At 68.3% G+C, this 14,552-nt stretch carries 13 protein-coding genes; 8 read left to right on the forward strand and 5 right to left on the reverse strand.

Going from position 1 to position 14,552, the window contains the following annotated elements:
• Positions 1-112: 112 nt before the first annotated feature.
• The 4 genes from ACIHA7_RS19255 to ACIHA7_RS19270 all read right to left on the reverse strand — a co-directional run bounded on the left by ACIHA7_RS19255 (position 113) and on the right by ACIHA7_RS19270 (position 3,432).
• Positions 113-1,003, reverse strand: a complete 891-nt coding sequence (locus ACIHA7_RS19255) for an amino acid ABC transporter permease (protein ID WP_397291215.1) — start codon at positions 1,001-1,003, stop codon at positions 113-115.
• Complete coding sequence (locus ACIHA7_RS19260; protein WP_397291218.1) at positions 1,000-1,680, reverse strand: amino acid ABC transporter permease; 681 nt, start codon at positions 1,678-1,680, stop codon at positions 1,000-1,002. Before ACIHA7_RS19260 ends, ACIHA7_RS19255 begins: the two co-directional genes overlap by 4 nt.
• 94 nt (positions 1,681-1,774) lie before the next feature.
• Positions 1,775-2,611: a glutamate ABC transporter substrate-binding protein gene (locus ACIHA7_RS19265; RefSeq protein ID WP_135232266.1), complete on the reverse strand. Its 837-nt coding sequence runs from the start codon at positions 2,609-2,611 to the stop codon at positions 1,775-1,777.
• Positions 2,612-2,703: 92 nt separating this feature from the next.
• Positions 2,704-3,432 (reverse strand): amino acid ABC transporter ATP-binding protein, encoded by a 729-nt coding sequence (locus ACIHA7_RS19270; protein ID WP_397293090.1) that lies wholly within the window; start codon positions 3,430-3,432, stop codon positions 2,704-2,706.
• Between the two features lie 371 nt (positions 3,433-3,803).
• On the opposite strand from ACIHA7_RS19270, the gene miaB reads away from it, so the two are divergent.
• Complete coding sequence (gene miaB / locus ACIHA7_RS19275; protein ID WP_397291221.1) at positions 3,804-5,363, forward strand: tRNA (N6-isopentenyl adenosine(37)-C2)-methylthiotransferase MiaB; 1,560 nt, start codon at positions 3,804-3,806, stop codon at positions 5,361-5,363.
• A gap of 309 nt (positions 5,364-5,672) precedes the next feature.
• A complete protein-coding gene (locus ACIHA7_RS19280) occupies positions 5,673-6,248 on the forward strand; it encodes a hypothetical protein (RefSeq protein ID WP_397291223.1) in 576 nt (191 codons plus the stop codon).
• Positions 6,249-6,317: 69 nt separating this feature from the next.
• On the opposite strand, the gene ACIHA7_RS19285 is transcribed toward ACIHA7_RS19280, so the two are convergent.
• A complete protein-coding gene (locus ACIHA7_RS19285) occupies positions 6,318-7,679 on the reverse strand; it encodes a DUF349 domain-containing protein (RefSeq protein ID WP_397291226.1) in 1,362 nt (453 codons plus the stop codon).
• 253 nt (positions 7,680-7,932) lie between these two features.
• On the opposite strand from ACIHA7_RS19285, the gene ACIHA7_RS19290 reads away from it, so the two are divergent.
• The 6 genes from ACIHA7_RS19290 (at position 7,933) to ACIHA7_RS19315 (ending at position 14,537) form a co-directional block, all read left to right on the forward strand.
• Positions 7,933-8,688, forward strand: a complete 756-nt coding sequence (locus ACIHA7_RS19290; RefSeq protein ID WP_397291228.1) for a hypothetical protein — start codon at positions 7,933-7,935, stop codon at positions 8,686-8,688.
• Between the two features lie 67 nt (positions 8,689-8,755).
• On the forward strand, positions 8,756-9,688 hold the full coding sequence (miaA, locus tag ACIHA7_RS19295; RefSeq protein WP_397291230.1) for a tRNA (adenosine(37)-N6)-dimethylallyltransferase MiaA: 933 nt from the start codon (positions 8,756-8,758) through the stop codon (positions 9,686-9,688).
• Positions 9,685-10,521: a TrmH family RNA methyltransferase gene (locus ACIHA7_RS19300; RefSeq protein WP_397291232.1), complete on the forward strand. Its 837-nt coding sequence runs from the start codon at positions 9,685-9,687 to the stop codon at positions 10,519-10,521. The genes miaA and ACIHA7_RS19300 overlap by 4 nt, the downstream gene beginning before the upstream one ends.
• 33 nt (positions 10,522-10,554) lie before the next feature.
• Complete coding sequence (dapF, locus tag ACIHA7_RS19305) at positions 10,555-11,451, forward strand: diaminopimelate epimerase (RefSeq protein ID WP_397293091.1); 897 nt, start codon at positions 10,555-10,557, stop codon at positions 11,449-11,451.
• Positions 11,452-11,682: 231 nt separating this feature from the next.
• Complete coding sequence (gene hflX, locus ACIHA7_RS19310) at positions 11,683-13,140, forward strand: GTPase HflX (RefSeq protein WP_397293092.1); 1,458 nt, start codon at positions 11,683-11,685, stop codon at positions 13,138-13,140.
• Positions 13,141-13,631: 491 nt separating this feature from the next.
• Positions 13,632-14,537 (forward strand): lysophospholipid acyltransferase family protein, encoded by a 906-nt coding sequence (locus ACIHA7_RS19315; protein WP_397291234.1) that lies wholly within the window; start codon positions 13,632-13,634, stop codon positions 14,535-14,537.
• Positions 14,538-14,552 lie beyond the last annotated feature (15 nt).

Here is a 14,552-nt window from a genome sequence, read left to right on the forward strand (position 1 = left end):
ATCCGACTAGGTGGCTGCGCACCACCCCGCGGTAACCCGGAACGCGAACGGCGGTGCACCGGAGCGGGTTACCGCATCCAGCGCACCGCCGTATCGCGTTGCGTTCGAACAGTTACTTCTTGGTGAGATCCATCCCGGGCGCGGCATCGGTGATGATCGAGTCGGCCGTGACGACCGCCTTGCCCTTCTTGCGGGAGCGCAACTTCTTCTCCAGCTTGGTCGCGAAGATGGTCAACGCGCTGTTCAGGACGATCATGACGATGGCGATCACGATCAGCGAAGGCACCGTGTTCTGTTCTGCCGCACCGAGTTGCTGGCCGGAGCGCACGATCTCGGTGTAGGTGATCTGGTAGCCGAGCGCCGAGTCCTTCAGCGCGACAACCATCTGCGAGACCAGCGCGGGCAGCATGGCGGTGATCGCCTGCGGCAGCAGGATCAACCGCATCAGCTGGTTCTTGCGCATGCCGAGCGCGACCGCCGCCTCGGTCTGTCCCTTGGGCAGCGAAAGGATGCCCGCGCGGACGATCTCGGCGATGACCGATCCGTTGTAGACGGTCAGTGCGATCACCACGGCGGCCAGCGCCAGGTCGTCGACCTTGAACACCTTGTTCTGCGAGAACAGGGCGAACAGGAAGATCATCAAGATCAGCACGGGGATGGCCCGCGAGACCTCGACGACCGCGCCGGCCACCCAGCGCACGATGCGATGCTCGGACAGCCGCAGGATGCCGAAGATCATGCCGATCAGCAGAGCGAACACGATCGAGAGCAGTGCGGCGACGACCGTGCCCTTCAGGCCTGGGAGCAGGTAGGTCTCCCAGACCTCGAGGTCGACGAACGGCTTCCACTTCTCCGCCGTGAACTGACCCTTGTCGGCGAAGCCGCTGTAGAGCACCCAGAGGAATGCCGCGACGGCGGCGACGACGACAACCGAGTAGATGTGGTGCCGGATACGACCTTTGGGGCCGGGCGCATCGAAGAGAACCGAAGGCGCAGTGGTCATCGGGCCACCTCGAATCGTTTGGCGAGCCAGCCGAAGAGCAGCCCGGTCGGCAGGGTCAGGATGACGAAGCCGAGCGCGAAGATGGCACCCACGGCAACCACCGCTGCCTCGTTCTCGTTGATGTTCGCCATCAGGGTGGCGGCTTCGACTACGCCGATGGCGGAGGCGATGGTGGTGTTCTTGGTCAGTGCGATCAGCACGCTGCCCATCGGGGCGATGACCGCCCGGAAGGCCTGTGGCAGCACGATCAATCGCAGGTTCTGGGCGAAGGTCAGGCCGAGGGAGCGGCCCGCCTCCGACTGCCCCATCGCCACGGTATTGATGCCGGACCGCAGCGACTCACAGACGAAAGCGCCGGTGTAGATGCTGAATCCGAGGATGGCGTAGCGGAAGTTGTTGTCCGCAACGGAGTTCGGTCCATCACCGGCAAGTTTCCAGCCCATTGTGGTGTACAGGCCGAGCGACATGAAGATGATGATCAGGGTGAGCGGAGTATTACGGAAAATGGTGACGTAGGCGGTGCCGACCGCACGGGCGATCGGTACTGGGGACACGCGCAGCGCGGCGACGAAAGTGCCCAGGATCAGCGCACCGACCGCGGACAGAACGGTCAGTTTGATGGTCACCCAGAAGGCGTCGAGGATTTGATCGTCATACCTCGAGATCAGGTCGAACACGGCGAACGTGTCCCTCCCATCGGGTCTCGATTTTCAGGGGATGTGCGGCGGGTGGCCCAACCGCGCGGTCAGGCCACCCGTGCGCGGGAAGAACTCAGTACCGGTTGACCTTCGGCGGCTCCGGCGCCTGGTACCCGGAGATACCGACGGTCGAGTCGAACGCCTTCTTCCAGGAACCGTCGGCGATGATCGCCTCGATCGCGTCGTTCACCTTGTCGCGCAGCTCCTTGTCGCCCTTCTTCAGGCCGATGCCGTAGTTCTCCGTGGTGAACGGCTTGCCGACGACCTTGAATGCACCGGTGCTCTGGGCGGCGTAACCGGCCAGGATGATGTCATCGGTGGTCACCGCGTCCCACGAACCCGCGCGCAGGCCCTCGAGGCACAGCGAGTAGGTGTCGTTGGTCTGCAGCTGGGTGTCCTTGAAGTTCTTCTCGATGTTCTGCGCGGGCGTGGAGCCCTTCACCGAGCAGACCTTCTTGCCCTTGAGGCTGTCCGGTCCGGTGATGTCGGTGTTGTCGGCGCGCACCAGCAGCGACTGGCCCGCGATGTAGTACGGGCCGCCGAAGTCGACCTTCTGCTTGCGGGCGTCGTTGATCGAGTAGGTGGCCACGATGTAGTCGACCTGACCGTTCTCGATCAGCGTCTCGCGCTGGCCGGACGGCGATTCCTTCCAGGTGATGCCGTCGGCCTTCACGCCGAGCTTCTCCGCGACCAGCTTGCCGATCTCGACGTCGAAGCCGCTGTAGGAGCCGTCCTTGTTGCGCAGGCCGAGGCCGGGCTGGTCGAACTTGATGCCGATGGTGAGCTTGCCGTCCTTGGCGTTATCCAGGGCGGACTTGGTCTCACCGCCGCCACACGCGGTGGCGGTCGCGGCGGCGAGTGTCAGTGCGATCGCACCGACACCGAGTCGCAGGGCACGGTTGATCCTCATCGAGTTTCCTTCTCTCATGGGTTTGCTGGCCGTGGACGTTTGGACTAGGCCGTCCATCTGTTCGGCACGGGCCAGCGGTCGTTCTCTACGTTTCAGTGGGTCAGAATCTTGCCGAGGAAGTCCTTGGCACGGTCGGACTTCGGCGCGGTGAAGAACACCTCGGGTTCGGCGTCCTCGACCACCTGGCCGTCGGCCATGAACAGGACGCGGTTACCCGCGCGACGGGCGAAGCCCATCTCGTGGGTGACGACCAGCATGGTCATCCCGTCCTTGGCCAGCGAGACCATCACGTCGAGCACCTCCTGGACCATTTCGGGGTCCAGCGCGGAGGTCGGCTCGTCGAACAGCATTACCTTCGGGCTCATCGCCAGGGCGCGGGCGATGGCGACGCGCTGCTGCTGTCCACCGGACAGCTGGGCCGGGTACTTGTCGGCCTGGTTGGCGATGCCGACCCGGTCGAGCAGTTCCATGGCGTGCTTGCGCGCCGCTTCTTTCTTGATCTTGCGGACCTTGATCGGCGCGAGCATCACGTTCTCGACGATCGTCTTGTGCGCGAACAGGTTGAACGATTGGAAAACCATGCCGACGTCGGCGCGTAGCGCGGCGAGGCCGCGGCCTTCGGCAGGGAGCGGGACACCGTCGATGGCGATGTCTCCGGAGTCGATGGGTTCGAGGCGGTTGATGGTGCGGCACAGCGTCGACTTCCCGGAACCCGAAGGCCCGAGAACAATGACTACCTGTCCTTTGGGGACTTCCAGGTCGATATCGCGCAGTACGTGCAGTTCACCGAAGTGCTTTTGCACGTTGCGCATCGAGATCATCGGCACGCTGGCGGCGCTGGCGTCCCCGGTTGAAGCGTTCCCGGTCGTATCGGGCGCGGCGGCGTCGTCGGTCATGGTCCAAGACCTTAAAGGCAAAATCCGGATTTGCCCGAGTTTCGGCGACACACCGTTCCGCCACGCCGGGGCGACACGCCGTGTTAACCCGGGTGCCCGGTTCGTCCGAGTAGGGATCTTCGGGCCCCGAGTAGGGGCGGTGGGAGGCGTAGCGTGCCTGATCAGAAGGTGTTAGCGCCGTTAGGCCCCGAGCGACCGTGCCAGCAAAAAACGTGCCGTTAAAAAATGTGCCGATGCCCCCGAAATTTGGGTCGCCCGAACGTCGTCCGATTCGGGCCTGCCCGTACCCTGGACGCGTGGATTCGATCGGACAGGCAGTGTTGGCACCCGCCCAACCGCCCACAGAGGGCCTGCGCAGCTACGAGGTCCGCACCTTCGGCTGCCAGATGAACGTGCACGACTCCGAGCGCCTGTCCGGGCTGCTGGAGGACGCGGGGTACGTGAAGGCCGCGCCGGGGGCGACGGCCGACCTCGTCGTGCTCAACACCTGCGCGGTGCGCGAGAACGCCGACAACAAGCTCTACGGCACCCTCGGCCACCTGGCCTCGATCAAGGCCGACCAGCCCGGCATGCAGATCGCCGTCGGCGGCTGCCTGGCGCAGAAGGACCGCGGCACCGTAGTGCGCAAAGCGCCGTGGGTGGACGTGGTGTTCGGCACGCACAACATCGGCTCGCTGCCGGTGCTGCTGGAGCGGGCCAGGCACAACGCCGAGGCGCAGGTGGAGATCCTGGAGTCGCTGGAGGCGTTCCCGTCGAGCCTGCCCGCCAAGCGCGAGTCGGCGTACGCGGGCTGGGTGTCGATCTCGGTGGGGTGCAACAACACCTGCACGTTCTGCATCGTGCCCGCGCTGCGCGGCAAAGAGGTCGACCGCCGCCCCGGTGACGTACTCGCCGAGGTGCAGGCGCTGGTCGACCAGGGCGTGCTCGAGGTGACGCTGCTCGGGCAGAACGTGAACTCCTACGGCGCCTCGTTCGCCGACCCGGACGAAGCGCGCGACCGCGGCGCGTTTGCCAAGCTGTTGCGCGCGTGCGGCAGCATCGACGGCTTGGAGCGCGTGCGCTTCACCTCCCCGCACCCGGCCGAGTTTACCGACGACGTCATCGAGGCGATGGCCGAGACCCCGAACATCTGCCCGCAGCTGCACATGCCGCTGCAGTCCGGCTCGGACAAGGTGCTCAAGGCCATGCGCCGCTCCTACCGCAAGACCCGTTACCTGGGGATCATCGAGAAGGTGCGGGCCGCGATGCCGCACGCGGCGATCACCACCGACATCATCGTCGGGTTCCCCGGGGAGACCGAGGAGGACTTCCAGGAGACCCTGGACGTGGTCCGGCAGGCCCGCTTCACCAGCGCGTTCACCTTCCAGTACTCCAAGCGGCCTGGCACCCCCGCCGCCGACCTGCCCGATCAGCTGCCGAAAGCCGTTGTGCAGGAACGTTATGAGCGGCTCATCGCGTTGCAGGAGGAAGTCTCGCTCGACGCGAACCGGGCGCTCATCGGCACCGAGGTCGAGCTGCTCGTCGCCGACGGGGCGGGCAAGAAGAACGCCGCCACCGCGCGGATGAGCGGCCGGGCGCGCGACGGCAGGCTGGTGCATTTCCGGCCGGGCGGTACCCCCGAGTCGATCCGACCCGGCGATATCGTGACCGTCGACATCACCGAGGCGGCGCCGCATCACCTGATCGCCGACGCGCCGATCAAGTCGCACCGGCGCACCGCGGCCGGTGACGCGCACGAACGCGGCGTGACGCCGAAGACCGAACCCATCGGCGTCGGCCTCGGACTGCCCCGCATCGGCGCACCCGCGCCGGAACCGGTTGCGGCCGTGGGCTGTTCGACCGGCTGCGGGTCGTAGCCCAGTCGGATTGCTCGGTGATAGCCACACCGGACACGATGTGCGCGACAGCGAGCGAGTCAGGCACCGTCGCGCACCGTGCGCGGCGGCACGGAATGTCAGCGAAGGGGCGGCGTGAACGACAAGACCGGCGACGAAAGTGGCGTAGCGGGTGGCGCGGAGCCGGTGCCCGGACGCGGCGAGCGACCTGCGCGCGCGGAACCTACTACCGGCGGTAGTGGGTCGGCTGAGGCGAGCGAACCCGATGCTGGCACAGTGGACGCGGGCAGTGCAGCGAACCACGAACAAGCCGAACGAAACGAGGGTTCAGTGAACTCGGTCGAGAGCAGCAACTTCGAGCAGTTCCGCGACGAACTGGACGCGGTGGAGCGACGCATCGCCGGGGAGATCGACCCCGGTGTGCGCGCCATGGTGGTCGCCGGCGCGGTGTTCGTGCTCCTGTTCTCGCTGGTGCTGCCGCACGCGGGCGGCGCCCGCGGTTTCGACGTGCTGCTCGGCACCAACGCTGCCCAGCTGGAGCACATCGGCCTGCCGTCGCGGATCTTCGTCTGGTTCCTCGTGGTCTTCGGCATCGGTTTCTCGATGCTGGCGCTGATGACGCGCCGCTGGTTCCTCGCCTGGATCGCCGTCGCGGGCACCGCCATCACCAGCGTGTTCGGCGTCTTCTCCATCTGGCACCGGCAGACGCCCGGCATCGGCAACTATCACGGCGCCGGCCCCGCCATCGGTCTGATCCTCGGCACCATCGCCGCGATCGTGCTGACCTTCCACTGGGTTCGCGTGGTCTGGAGCCGCACCGCCGTGCAGCTGGCCGCCGAAGAGCAGCGCCGCAATGCCTCGGCCGCTGCCGAGGAACGCGACCGCCGCCGTCTCACCGGGGAGTAATCGAACTCGGATAACGACAAGAGGGCCGTCAGCGCGATGCCGACGGCCCTCTCTTAGTCGTAGCTCGACCTAGAGGTTGGTGACCGCGCCTTCGGCGGCTTCGGCCCATTCACGCCACTGCTTGGCTTGCTCGAGGGCCTTCTCCGCGTCGCGCGCCTTGCCCGCGGCCTGGGCCTTGGCGGCCTGCTCCTCGAATTGCGCCACCCGCTCCCGGAATTGGGCCGCGCGGGCCATCGCCTCCGGGTCGGTGCGGCGCCACTGCGCGTCGACCGCGTCGCGGACCCGCTTCTCGATGGCGCGCAGCTTGCCTTCCAGTTCCTGAATGCGTTCGCGCGGCACCTTGCCGATGGCGTCCCACTTGTCCTGCAACTCGCGCAGCGCGGCGCGGGCGGCTTCCAAGCCGTTGGCCGGGTCGATGTGCTCGTAGGCCTGCAGCAGTTCTTCCTTGGCGGCCGCGTTCTGGTCGAACTCGGCGTCGCGTTCGGTGACGGCGGCGTTGCGGGCGGCGAAGAACACGTCCTGCGCGCTCTTGAAGCGCCGCCACAGGGCCTCGTCGGCTTCGCGCGGCGCACGGCCCGCGGCCTTCCACTCGGCGAGCAGGTCACGGAAGATGCCCGCGGTGCCGACCCAGTCGGTCGAGCCGGACAGCTCCTCGGCGCGCACGCACAGCTCTTCCTTGCGGGTCTTAGCCGACGCGCGTTCCCGATCGAGCTCGGCGAAGTGCGCGCCGCGCCTGCGGTTGAACGCCTCACGGGCCTTGGAATAGCGCTTCCACAGCGCGTCGTCGACCTTGCGGTCCACCCCGCGGATCGACTTCCACTCGTCGAGGATCTCGCGCAGCCGGTCGCCCGCGGCCTTCCACTGGGTGGATTCGGCGGCGATCTTCTCGGCCTCGGCGCACAGCGCTTCCTTGCGCTCGGTGTGCTCGTGGCGCGCCCGGTCCTTCTCCTCCTTGGCGTGCGCGGCCGCCTCTTCGGAGTGTTCGGCGATCGCCGCGAGCCGCTTGGCCAGCCCGTCGATATCGCCGATCACGGCGGCGGTGGGCAGCGATTCGGCTAGGGCTACGGCGGCGGCCTTGGTCTTGCGGGCATCCGCGCCGGCGGCAAGGCGCGCCTCCAGCAGCGCGACCTCGGTGGCCAGGTCGTCGAAGCGGCGGCCGAAGTGGGCAAGCCCCTCCGCGGCGTCACCGGCCTGCCAGGAGCCGACCTGACGTTCGCCCTCGGCGGTCTTCACCCAGGCGGTGCCGTCCTCGTCGACCCGGCCCCAGGCGCTGGGGTCGGAGACGGTGGGCACGACGGGATGCGGGTGCTGCGCCTGGCCCGGCGTCGCGTGCGGCTTGGGAGGCTGGACCGAGCCGCCGGGTTTCGGGGCACCGGAAGAGCGCGGCATCGCGCCGGGGCTGGCTTTCGCGGTTCCGTTGCTGTCGGTCATAGCTCCTCGTCCCTGCCGCGCGTCACGGCTGCCTGGTTACGCCCTAGCTCATCCCATTGAACCCGGTCCGAGCTCTTGTGACCATGAACCCATGCCCTCACTCGGCGCAATCACAGGGATGGCAACCCCTGATGACCTGGGTTGTAGCTCCTCGAACAGTAGCAATCTCGGCCAGCTTTGCGGCAGAGACACTCGAAGCTGGGCGGTACCCGCGGTGCGTATCGGTGTCCCGCACAACGGTTACGGTTAGCCCGTGTTCCCGATTGCCGCCCTGGTCCCGTCGCCGCCGATCTTGGTGCCCGAGCTCTGCGGTGGTGTGACAAGCGCGGTTCCCGGTCATGCGGGGGATCCACGGGCGGTGCTGCGGGCCGCCGTGCTCGCCGCCGCGACCGCGCTCGCCCGGGTGTCAGACCGCTGGACAGTGCTCGGTACCGGCGCCGCCGACCAGGTGTTCGGTCCGGAAACGGTCGGCACGTTTCGCGGCTTCGGCGCGGACGTCCGGGTCGCGCTCTCCGCGACCGCCGCGGCTGAACCGGATGCTCAGCTTCCGCTGCCGGTGTTGATCGCTGGGTGGTTGCGGGAGCAGGTGGCACCGGCCGCCGAGGCGGAAGTACGGATCGTCGCCGCCGATACCCCGGAACACCGCTGCGTCGAGCTCGGGGCGAAGTTGCGGGCGGAGCTGAATGGTTCCGCCGGGCAGCACGGCGTGCTCGTGGTGGCCGACGGTGCCGCGACGTTGTCGTTGCAGGCTCCCGGCTACCTCGACGAGCGGGCCGCCGCCGTGCAGGACGAACTCGATCGCGCGTTGGCCGCGGGGGACCGGGGTGCGTTGCGCTCGCTGGATCCGGCGCTGTGCGCGGAATTGGTGCTGTCCGGGCGGGCCGCCTATCAGATGCTGGCCGGGTTGTTCGAGACTGATCCCATGGTCGAGACGCTGTACAGCGACGCGCCGTTCGGGGTCGGATATCAGGTGAGTCTGTGGCGACCCGCCGGGACGGTGTCCGCATGAGCGCTCGTGATGGACAGAGCCCCGTGGGAAGCGGTGCAGCCGAGCCACGCGTCGCTGGGGTGCTGTGGTGACCGATACCGACATCACCCCGATCGCCGTGGTCGGCCCCACCGCCACCGGCAAGTCGAACCTCGGCCTCGACCTGGCCGAACGGCTCGGCGGCGAGATCGTCAACATCGACGCGATGCAGCTCTACCGCGGCATGGATGTCGGCACCGCGAAACTCACCGTCGCCGAGCGGCGCGACATCCCGCATCACCAGCTCGATGTGCTCGACGTGACCGAAACCGCGACCGTCGCCGCCTATCAGGCCGCGGCGAGCGCGGACGTGGCCGCGATCATGGCGCGCGGTCGCGTCCCGGTCATCGTCGGCGGCTCGATGATGTATGTGCAAGCGCTGCTGGACAAGTGGGAGTTCCCGGCCACCGACCCGGCGGTGCGGGCCCGCTGGGAGGCGGTGCTCGCCGAGGGCGGTGTCGCCGCCGTGCACGCGGCGTTGCGGCAGGCCGATCCCGCCGCGGCGGCCACCATTCTGCCCACCGACGGCCGCCGCATGGTGCGCGCACTCGAGGTGGTCGAGCTCACCGGTCAGCCGTTCGCCGCGTCCGCACCCGAGATCGGCAGGCCGCGCTGGGGCACGGTGATCATCGGTGTCGACCGCGAGACCGCCGAGCTGGACGAGCGGATCGAACGCCGGACCGAGTTGATGTTCGCCGCCGGGCTGGTCGACGAAGTACGCGCGCTGATCGACCATGGCCTGCGCGAGGGCGTCACCGCCCGGCGCGCCATCGGCTACGCACAAGTCCTGGCGTACCTCGACAACGAATACGACTTGACGCACGCGCGAGAACGCACTCTGATCGGCACCCGGCGCTATGTTCGGCGGCAGCGCTCGTGGTTCCGGCGGGACCCACGGGTGCGCTGGGTGGACGGTGCCGCCGCCGATCTGGTGGCGACCGCGCTCGCTCTGCTCGACGAGAAAGAACGGACTCCGCAGTGACCCGACGTGTGAGCACCCGCAATGCCTCGGTCCAGGTGTGGCAGGCCTACCTGAACAACCGGACCAAACGCCACCGCGACGGGCGCTTCCTGGTGCAGGGCGTGCGCCCGATCACCCAGGCCGTCGCCAACGACTGGCCGCTGGAGACGCTGCTCTACCGCCTCGGCACCCCGGATCTGTCCAGCTGGGCCAGGCAGCTACTGGACACCAGCGACGTCCCACAGGTCGGCCTGGTCCCGGAATTGATGGCCGAGCTCGGCGAAAAGGTCGGCGGCATCCCGGAATTGGTGGCCGTCGCGGTGTCGCGCCAGCAGGAGCTGGACACCTTCGAACCGGGGGAGCCCGGCGAGGACGCACCCGTGGTGGTGGTGTTCGACCGGCCGAACTCGCCGGGCAACCTCGGCACGCTGATCCGGTCGGCCGACGCGTTCGGCGCCAGCGGGGTGATCGTCACCGGGCACGGCGCCGACCAGTACGACCCGCAGGCCGTGCGCGCGTCCACCGGCTCGCTGTTCGCGATGCCGGTGCTGCGCGCGGCCGGCGCCGCGCAGGTTCTCGAGTTCCGGGACAGGCAGGTGCGCCGCGGCATCCCGACCCGGATCGTCGGCACCGACGAGCACGGGCCGCGCGCGGCCTACGACTACGACTTCACCGAGGCCACCATCCTCGTCGTCGGCAACGAGACCACCGGGATGAGCGCCGCCTGGCAGGATGCCTGCGACGACATGGTGCACATTCCGATGGGCGGCACCGCCAGCTCGCTCGGCGCGCCCTCGGCGGCCGCCGTGGCGCTGTACGAAATTTCCCGGCAGCGCCGGACGTTTGCCAAGTGACGACAAGGTAGGGAGAGCACGCACGTGTCGGATATCGAGTTCACCAAGGGGCACGGCACCCAGAACGATTTCGTGGTGCTGCCGGACCTCGACGTTCGCCTGGAGCTGACCGCCGAGCGGGTCGGCGCACTGTGCGATCGTCAGCGCGGTTTGGGTGCCGACGGTGTGCTGCGGGTGGCGCGAGCCGATGCGTTGCGTGTGGCGGGTGTGCTCGACGAGCTGCCCGCTGGGGTGGGTGCAGCGGATTGGTTCATGGACTACCGCAATGCCGACGGCTCGATCGCCGAGATGTGCGGGAACGGTGTGCGGGTGTTCGCGCACTATCTGGTGGCCTCGGGCTTGGAGGCCAGCCGGGAATTCGTGGTCGGTAGTCGCGCGGGCGGCCGTCCGGTCGTGGTGCATTCCGCCACCGAGGTCGACGGGGACGTCACGGTGGACATGGTCACCGTCGACATGGGGCCGGTTCGGGAACTCGGTGAATCGACCGCGACCGTCGCGGGCTGGGGGTTCCCCGGCATCGGCATCGACGTCGGGAATCCGCATCTGGCGTGTGTCGACCCCGAGCTGTCCGCAGATGGTCTGGCCAAGCTGGATCTCACGGTGCCGCCCGGCTACGACCCGGATCTGTTTCCGCACGGCGTCAACGTGGAGATCTTGACCGCGCTGGACGCCGAGCGCTCGGTCGATATGCGGGTGTACGAACGCGGCGTCGGCGAAACACGGTCCTGCGGAACAGGCACCGTCGCGGCTGCGGCGGCGGCGCTGGTTCGGGAGGGATTCCAGCTCGCCTCGGATACGGGGGAGGTTCGCGTTCGGGTCCCCGGCGGTGAGGTCACGGTCGGGTTCGCCGGCGGTGGTGCCTGGCTGCGTGGCCCGTCGGTGCTGGTGGCCTCGGGGACGATCGCCGAGGGTTGGTGGCAGCACCTCTGACCCGCGGCAGGCGATCGGTGCCAACACGCTGTGCCGAATATCCGAATGCGCCATGTCGGTGCATCGTGGGATCATGGGTCTTGTATGACGAAATCCAAAGTTTATGAATTCACTCCGGCCGACGACTTCACCGAGACGGCCGATGACGACATCCAGCTCGACGATGCCGCAACCGACGCGTCGGCCGACGAGGCCGAGACCGGCGATGTGGTCGCCGAGCACGCCGCGCGGATGAAGCGGTCCGGCGGCTGGACCGCCGCCGACCCCACCGTGGGCGAGATGCAGCTCGACGAGCGCAGTTCGCTGCGCCGAGTCGCCGGGCTGTCCACCGAACTCACCGACATCACCGAGGTCGAGTACCGGCAGCTGCGCCTGGAACGGGTCGTACTGGTCGGCGTGTGGACCACGGGTAGCGCGGCGCAGGCCGACGCGAGCATGACCGAACTGGCCGCGCTCGCCGAGACCGCGGGCTCCGAAGTACTCGAAGGGCTCATCCAGCGCAGGGACAAGCCGGACCCGGCCACCTACATCGGCTCAGGTAAGGCCGACGAGCTGCGTGCGGTGGTGCTGGAGACCGGCGCCGACACCGTGATCTGCGACGGTGAACTGACTCCCGCGCAGCTGACCGCGCTGGAGAAGGTCGTCAAGGTCAAGGTGATCGACCGGACCGCGCTGATCCTGGACATCTTCGCCCAGCACGCCACCTCCCGCGAGGGCAAGGCGCAGGTCGCGCTAGCCCAGATGGAGTACATGCTGCCGCGACTGCGCGGCTGGGGTGAGTCCATGTCCCGGCAGGCCGGTGGTCGTGCGGGTGGCAACGGCGGCGGTGTCGGTCTGCGTGGCCCCGGTGAGACCAAGATCGAGACCGATCGACGGCGCATCCGTGAGCGCATGGCCAAGCTGCGCCGCGAGATCCGGGAGATGAAGACCGCGCGCGACACCATGCGAGCCCGCCGTAACTCCAGCGGCATCCCGTCGGTGGCGATCGTCGGCTACACCAACGCGGGCAAGTCCAGCCTGATGAACGCGCTCACCGGCGCCGGGCTGCTGGTGCAGGACGCGCTGTTCGCCACCCTGGATCCGACCACCCGCCGCGCCGACCTCGACGACGGCCGCGAGGTCGTGTTCACCGACACCGTCGGTTTCGTCCGGCACCTGCCGACCCAGCTGGTCGAGGCGTTCCGGTCGACGCTGGAGGAGGTGACCGGCGCCGACCTGCTGCTGCACGTCGTCGACGGTTCCGACGCGCTGCCCGCCGAACAGATCAAGGCGGTCCGCGAGGTGATCACCGACGTGATCAAGGAGCAGGGCACCCCGGCCCCGCCGGAACTGCTGGTGGTCAACAAGATCGACGCACTCGACCCGATGGCGCTCACCCGCCTGCGCGGCCAGTTGCCCGACGCCGCCTTCGTCTCCGCACACACCGGTCTCGGCATCGACACCCTGCGCGATCGCCTGGCCGAAGTGCTCGGCGGCCTCGACGTCGAGGTCAGCGTCGTGGTCCCCTATAGCCGCGGCGACCTCCTCGCCCGCATCCACGCCGACGGCCGCATCCTCGACTCCACTCACGAGGAGGGCGGCACCCGAGTCCACGCCCGCGTCCCCCACTCTCTGGCCGCCGCTCTCTCCGAGTTCGCCAACGCCGGCGGCGCGGCCGCCCCGGAAACCAACGGGCACGTCGGGGAGTAGTCCCGCGCGGGTCTAGACGAAGGCGCCGCAGAAGGCAAGCAGCCATGTGTGGCGCGGACCGTCGTTCCACACATGGTCCCGTCGGTGACCCTTGGTCTGCTCCCGGCCGACTGTCAGGTGCATTCCCGTGCCGTTCGTAGCCGAGACAGGCGGTGACTGCTGGCGGTTTCTGCGCGGCAGGAGAAGCGGTGGGTGCTGGTCGAAGGCTGGGCGCGCTGTGCGTGTCGGCGGGCCAACTGGCATGCGCATACGTGGTGGTTGGCGCATTCGAGCCACGCTGATTTGGGACCGTTATGTGGTTGCGCACGAATTGTCAGCAAACTCTTGGGTCGGGGAGTGGGGGCTGCGTGGCAGGCTGGCGGTGGTTTTGGCGCCCGGGGAGGGTGCGCCGGAGTTCATAGCAGACCGAGTGGACTGTGTTCGCGCTCACATGTGATGCGGCACAGTGGAATTCGTTACGGTATCGTTCGGGGCGGCATCAGGAGGGATGTATGTCGCACGACCGTTCGGATTCGGTTGGTTCCGCGGAAGGCGCGTCCGGAGCGCTGGTCCTGGACAAGCCTGCGCTCAGTGACGGGGCTCCGTTGGCGGTTTCGCTGAGCGACAGCGATCTGCGGGTAATCGAGGGGCTGCTAGCGCCGTTGCGGGCGTGGACGAGTCCGCGGTTCTACGGACTCGACAACATCCCGACCGAGGGCCCCGTGCTGCTCGTCGGCAACCACAACCTGATGGGCGGCATCGACGCACCGCTGCTGCTGCCCGAGGTGCTGCGCCGCCGTGGTCGGCTGATCCGCGGGCTCGCCGAACACGTGCTGATCGCGGTCCCCGGCGTGCGGCACTTCCTGCACCGCTACGGCGCGGTTCGCGGCACCCGGGGCAACTGCCTCGCGCTGTTGCAGCGCGGCGAGGCCGTGATCGTCTTCCCCGGCGGCGGCCGGGAAGCGGTGCGCCGCAAGAACGAGAAGTACATGCTCAAATGGGAGGGCCGCACCGGCTTCGCCCGGATGGCGATCGAAGCGGGCGTGCCGATCGTGCCGATCGCGATGATCGGGGTCGACGACGCCTACGACATCGTGATCGACGGCGACCACCCGCTGCTGCGCCCGCTGCGCTGGACCGTCGAAGCCCTCGGCATCAACCCCGAACTGACGCCCCCGCTACTGCGCGGCCTCGGCCCGACCGTCCTGCCGCGCCCCGAACGCTTCTACTTCGCCGCGGGCACCCCGATCGACCCGGCCCCCTGGCGCGACGCCGACGACATCGCCACGGCCGCACGGGAGTTGCGCGACGTAGTCCGCAAATCCCTGGAGGAGGAGCTGAAGTTCCTCTTCACCGAACGCGAACGCGACTCGGGCCGCACCCTGCTCGGCCGCGTGCGGGATTGGCTGCAGCGCTGATCGTCGCGCGGCATC

Source organism: Nocardia sp. NPDC052316 (genome assembly GCF_044547795.1).
Classification (GTDB): domain Bacteria; phylum Actinomycetota; class Actinomycetes; order Mycobacteriales; family Mycobacteriaceae; genus Nocardia.

Bases quoted from the DNA above. Each gene is read 5' to 3' on its own strand.
- ACIHA7_RS19255 (WP_397291215.1), bottom strand. From the start codon at position 1,003: ATGACCACTGCGCCTTCGGTTCTCTTCGATGCGCCCGGCCCCAAAGGT.
- ACIHA7_RS19270 (WP_397293090.1), bottom strand. From the start codon at position 3,432: ATGATCTCGATGCGCAACGTGCAAAAGCACTTCGGTGAACTGCACGTA.
- ACIHA7_RS19265 (WP_135232266.1), bottom strand. From the start codon at position 2,611: ATGAGGATCAACCGTGCCCTGCGACTCGGTGTCGGTGCGATCGCACTG.
- hflX (WP_397293092.1), top strand. From the start codon at position 11,683: ATGAAGCGGTCCGGCGGCTGGACCGCCGCCGACCCCACCGTGGGCGAG.
- ACIHA7_RS19285 (WP_397291226.1), bottom strand. From the start codon at position 7,679: ATGACCGACAGCAACGGAACCGCGAAAGCCAGCCCCGGCGCGATGCCG.
- ACIHA7_RS19315 (WP_397291234.1), top strand. From the start codon at position 13,632: ATGTCGCACGACCGTTCGGATTCGGTTGGTTCCGCGGAAGGCGCGTCC.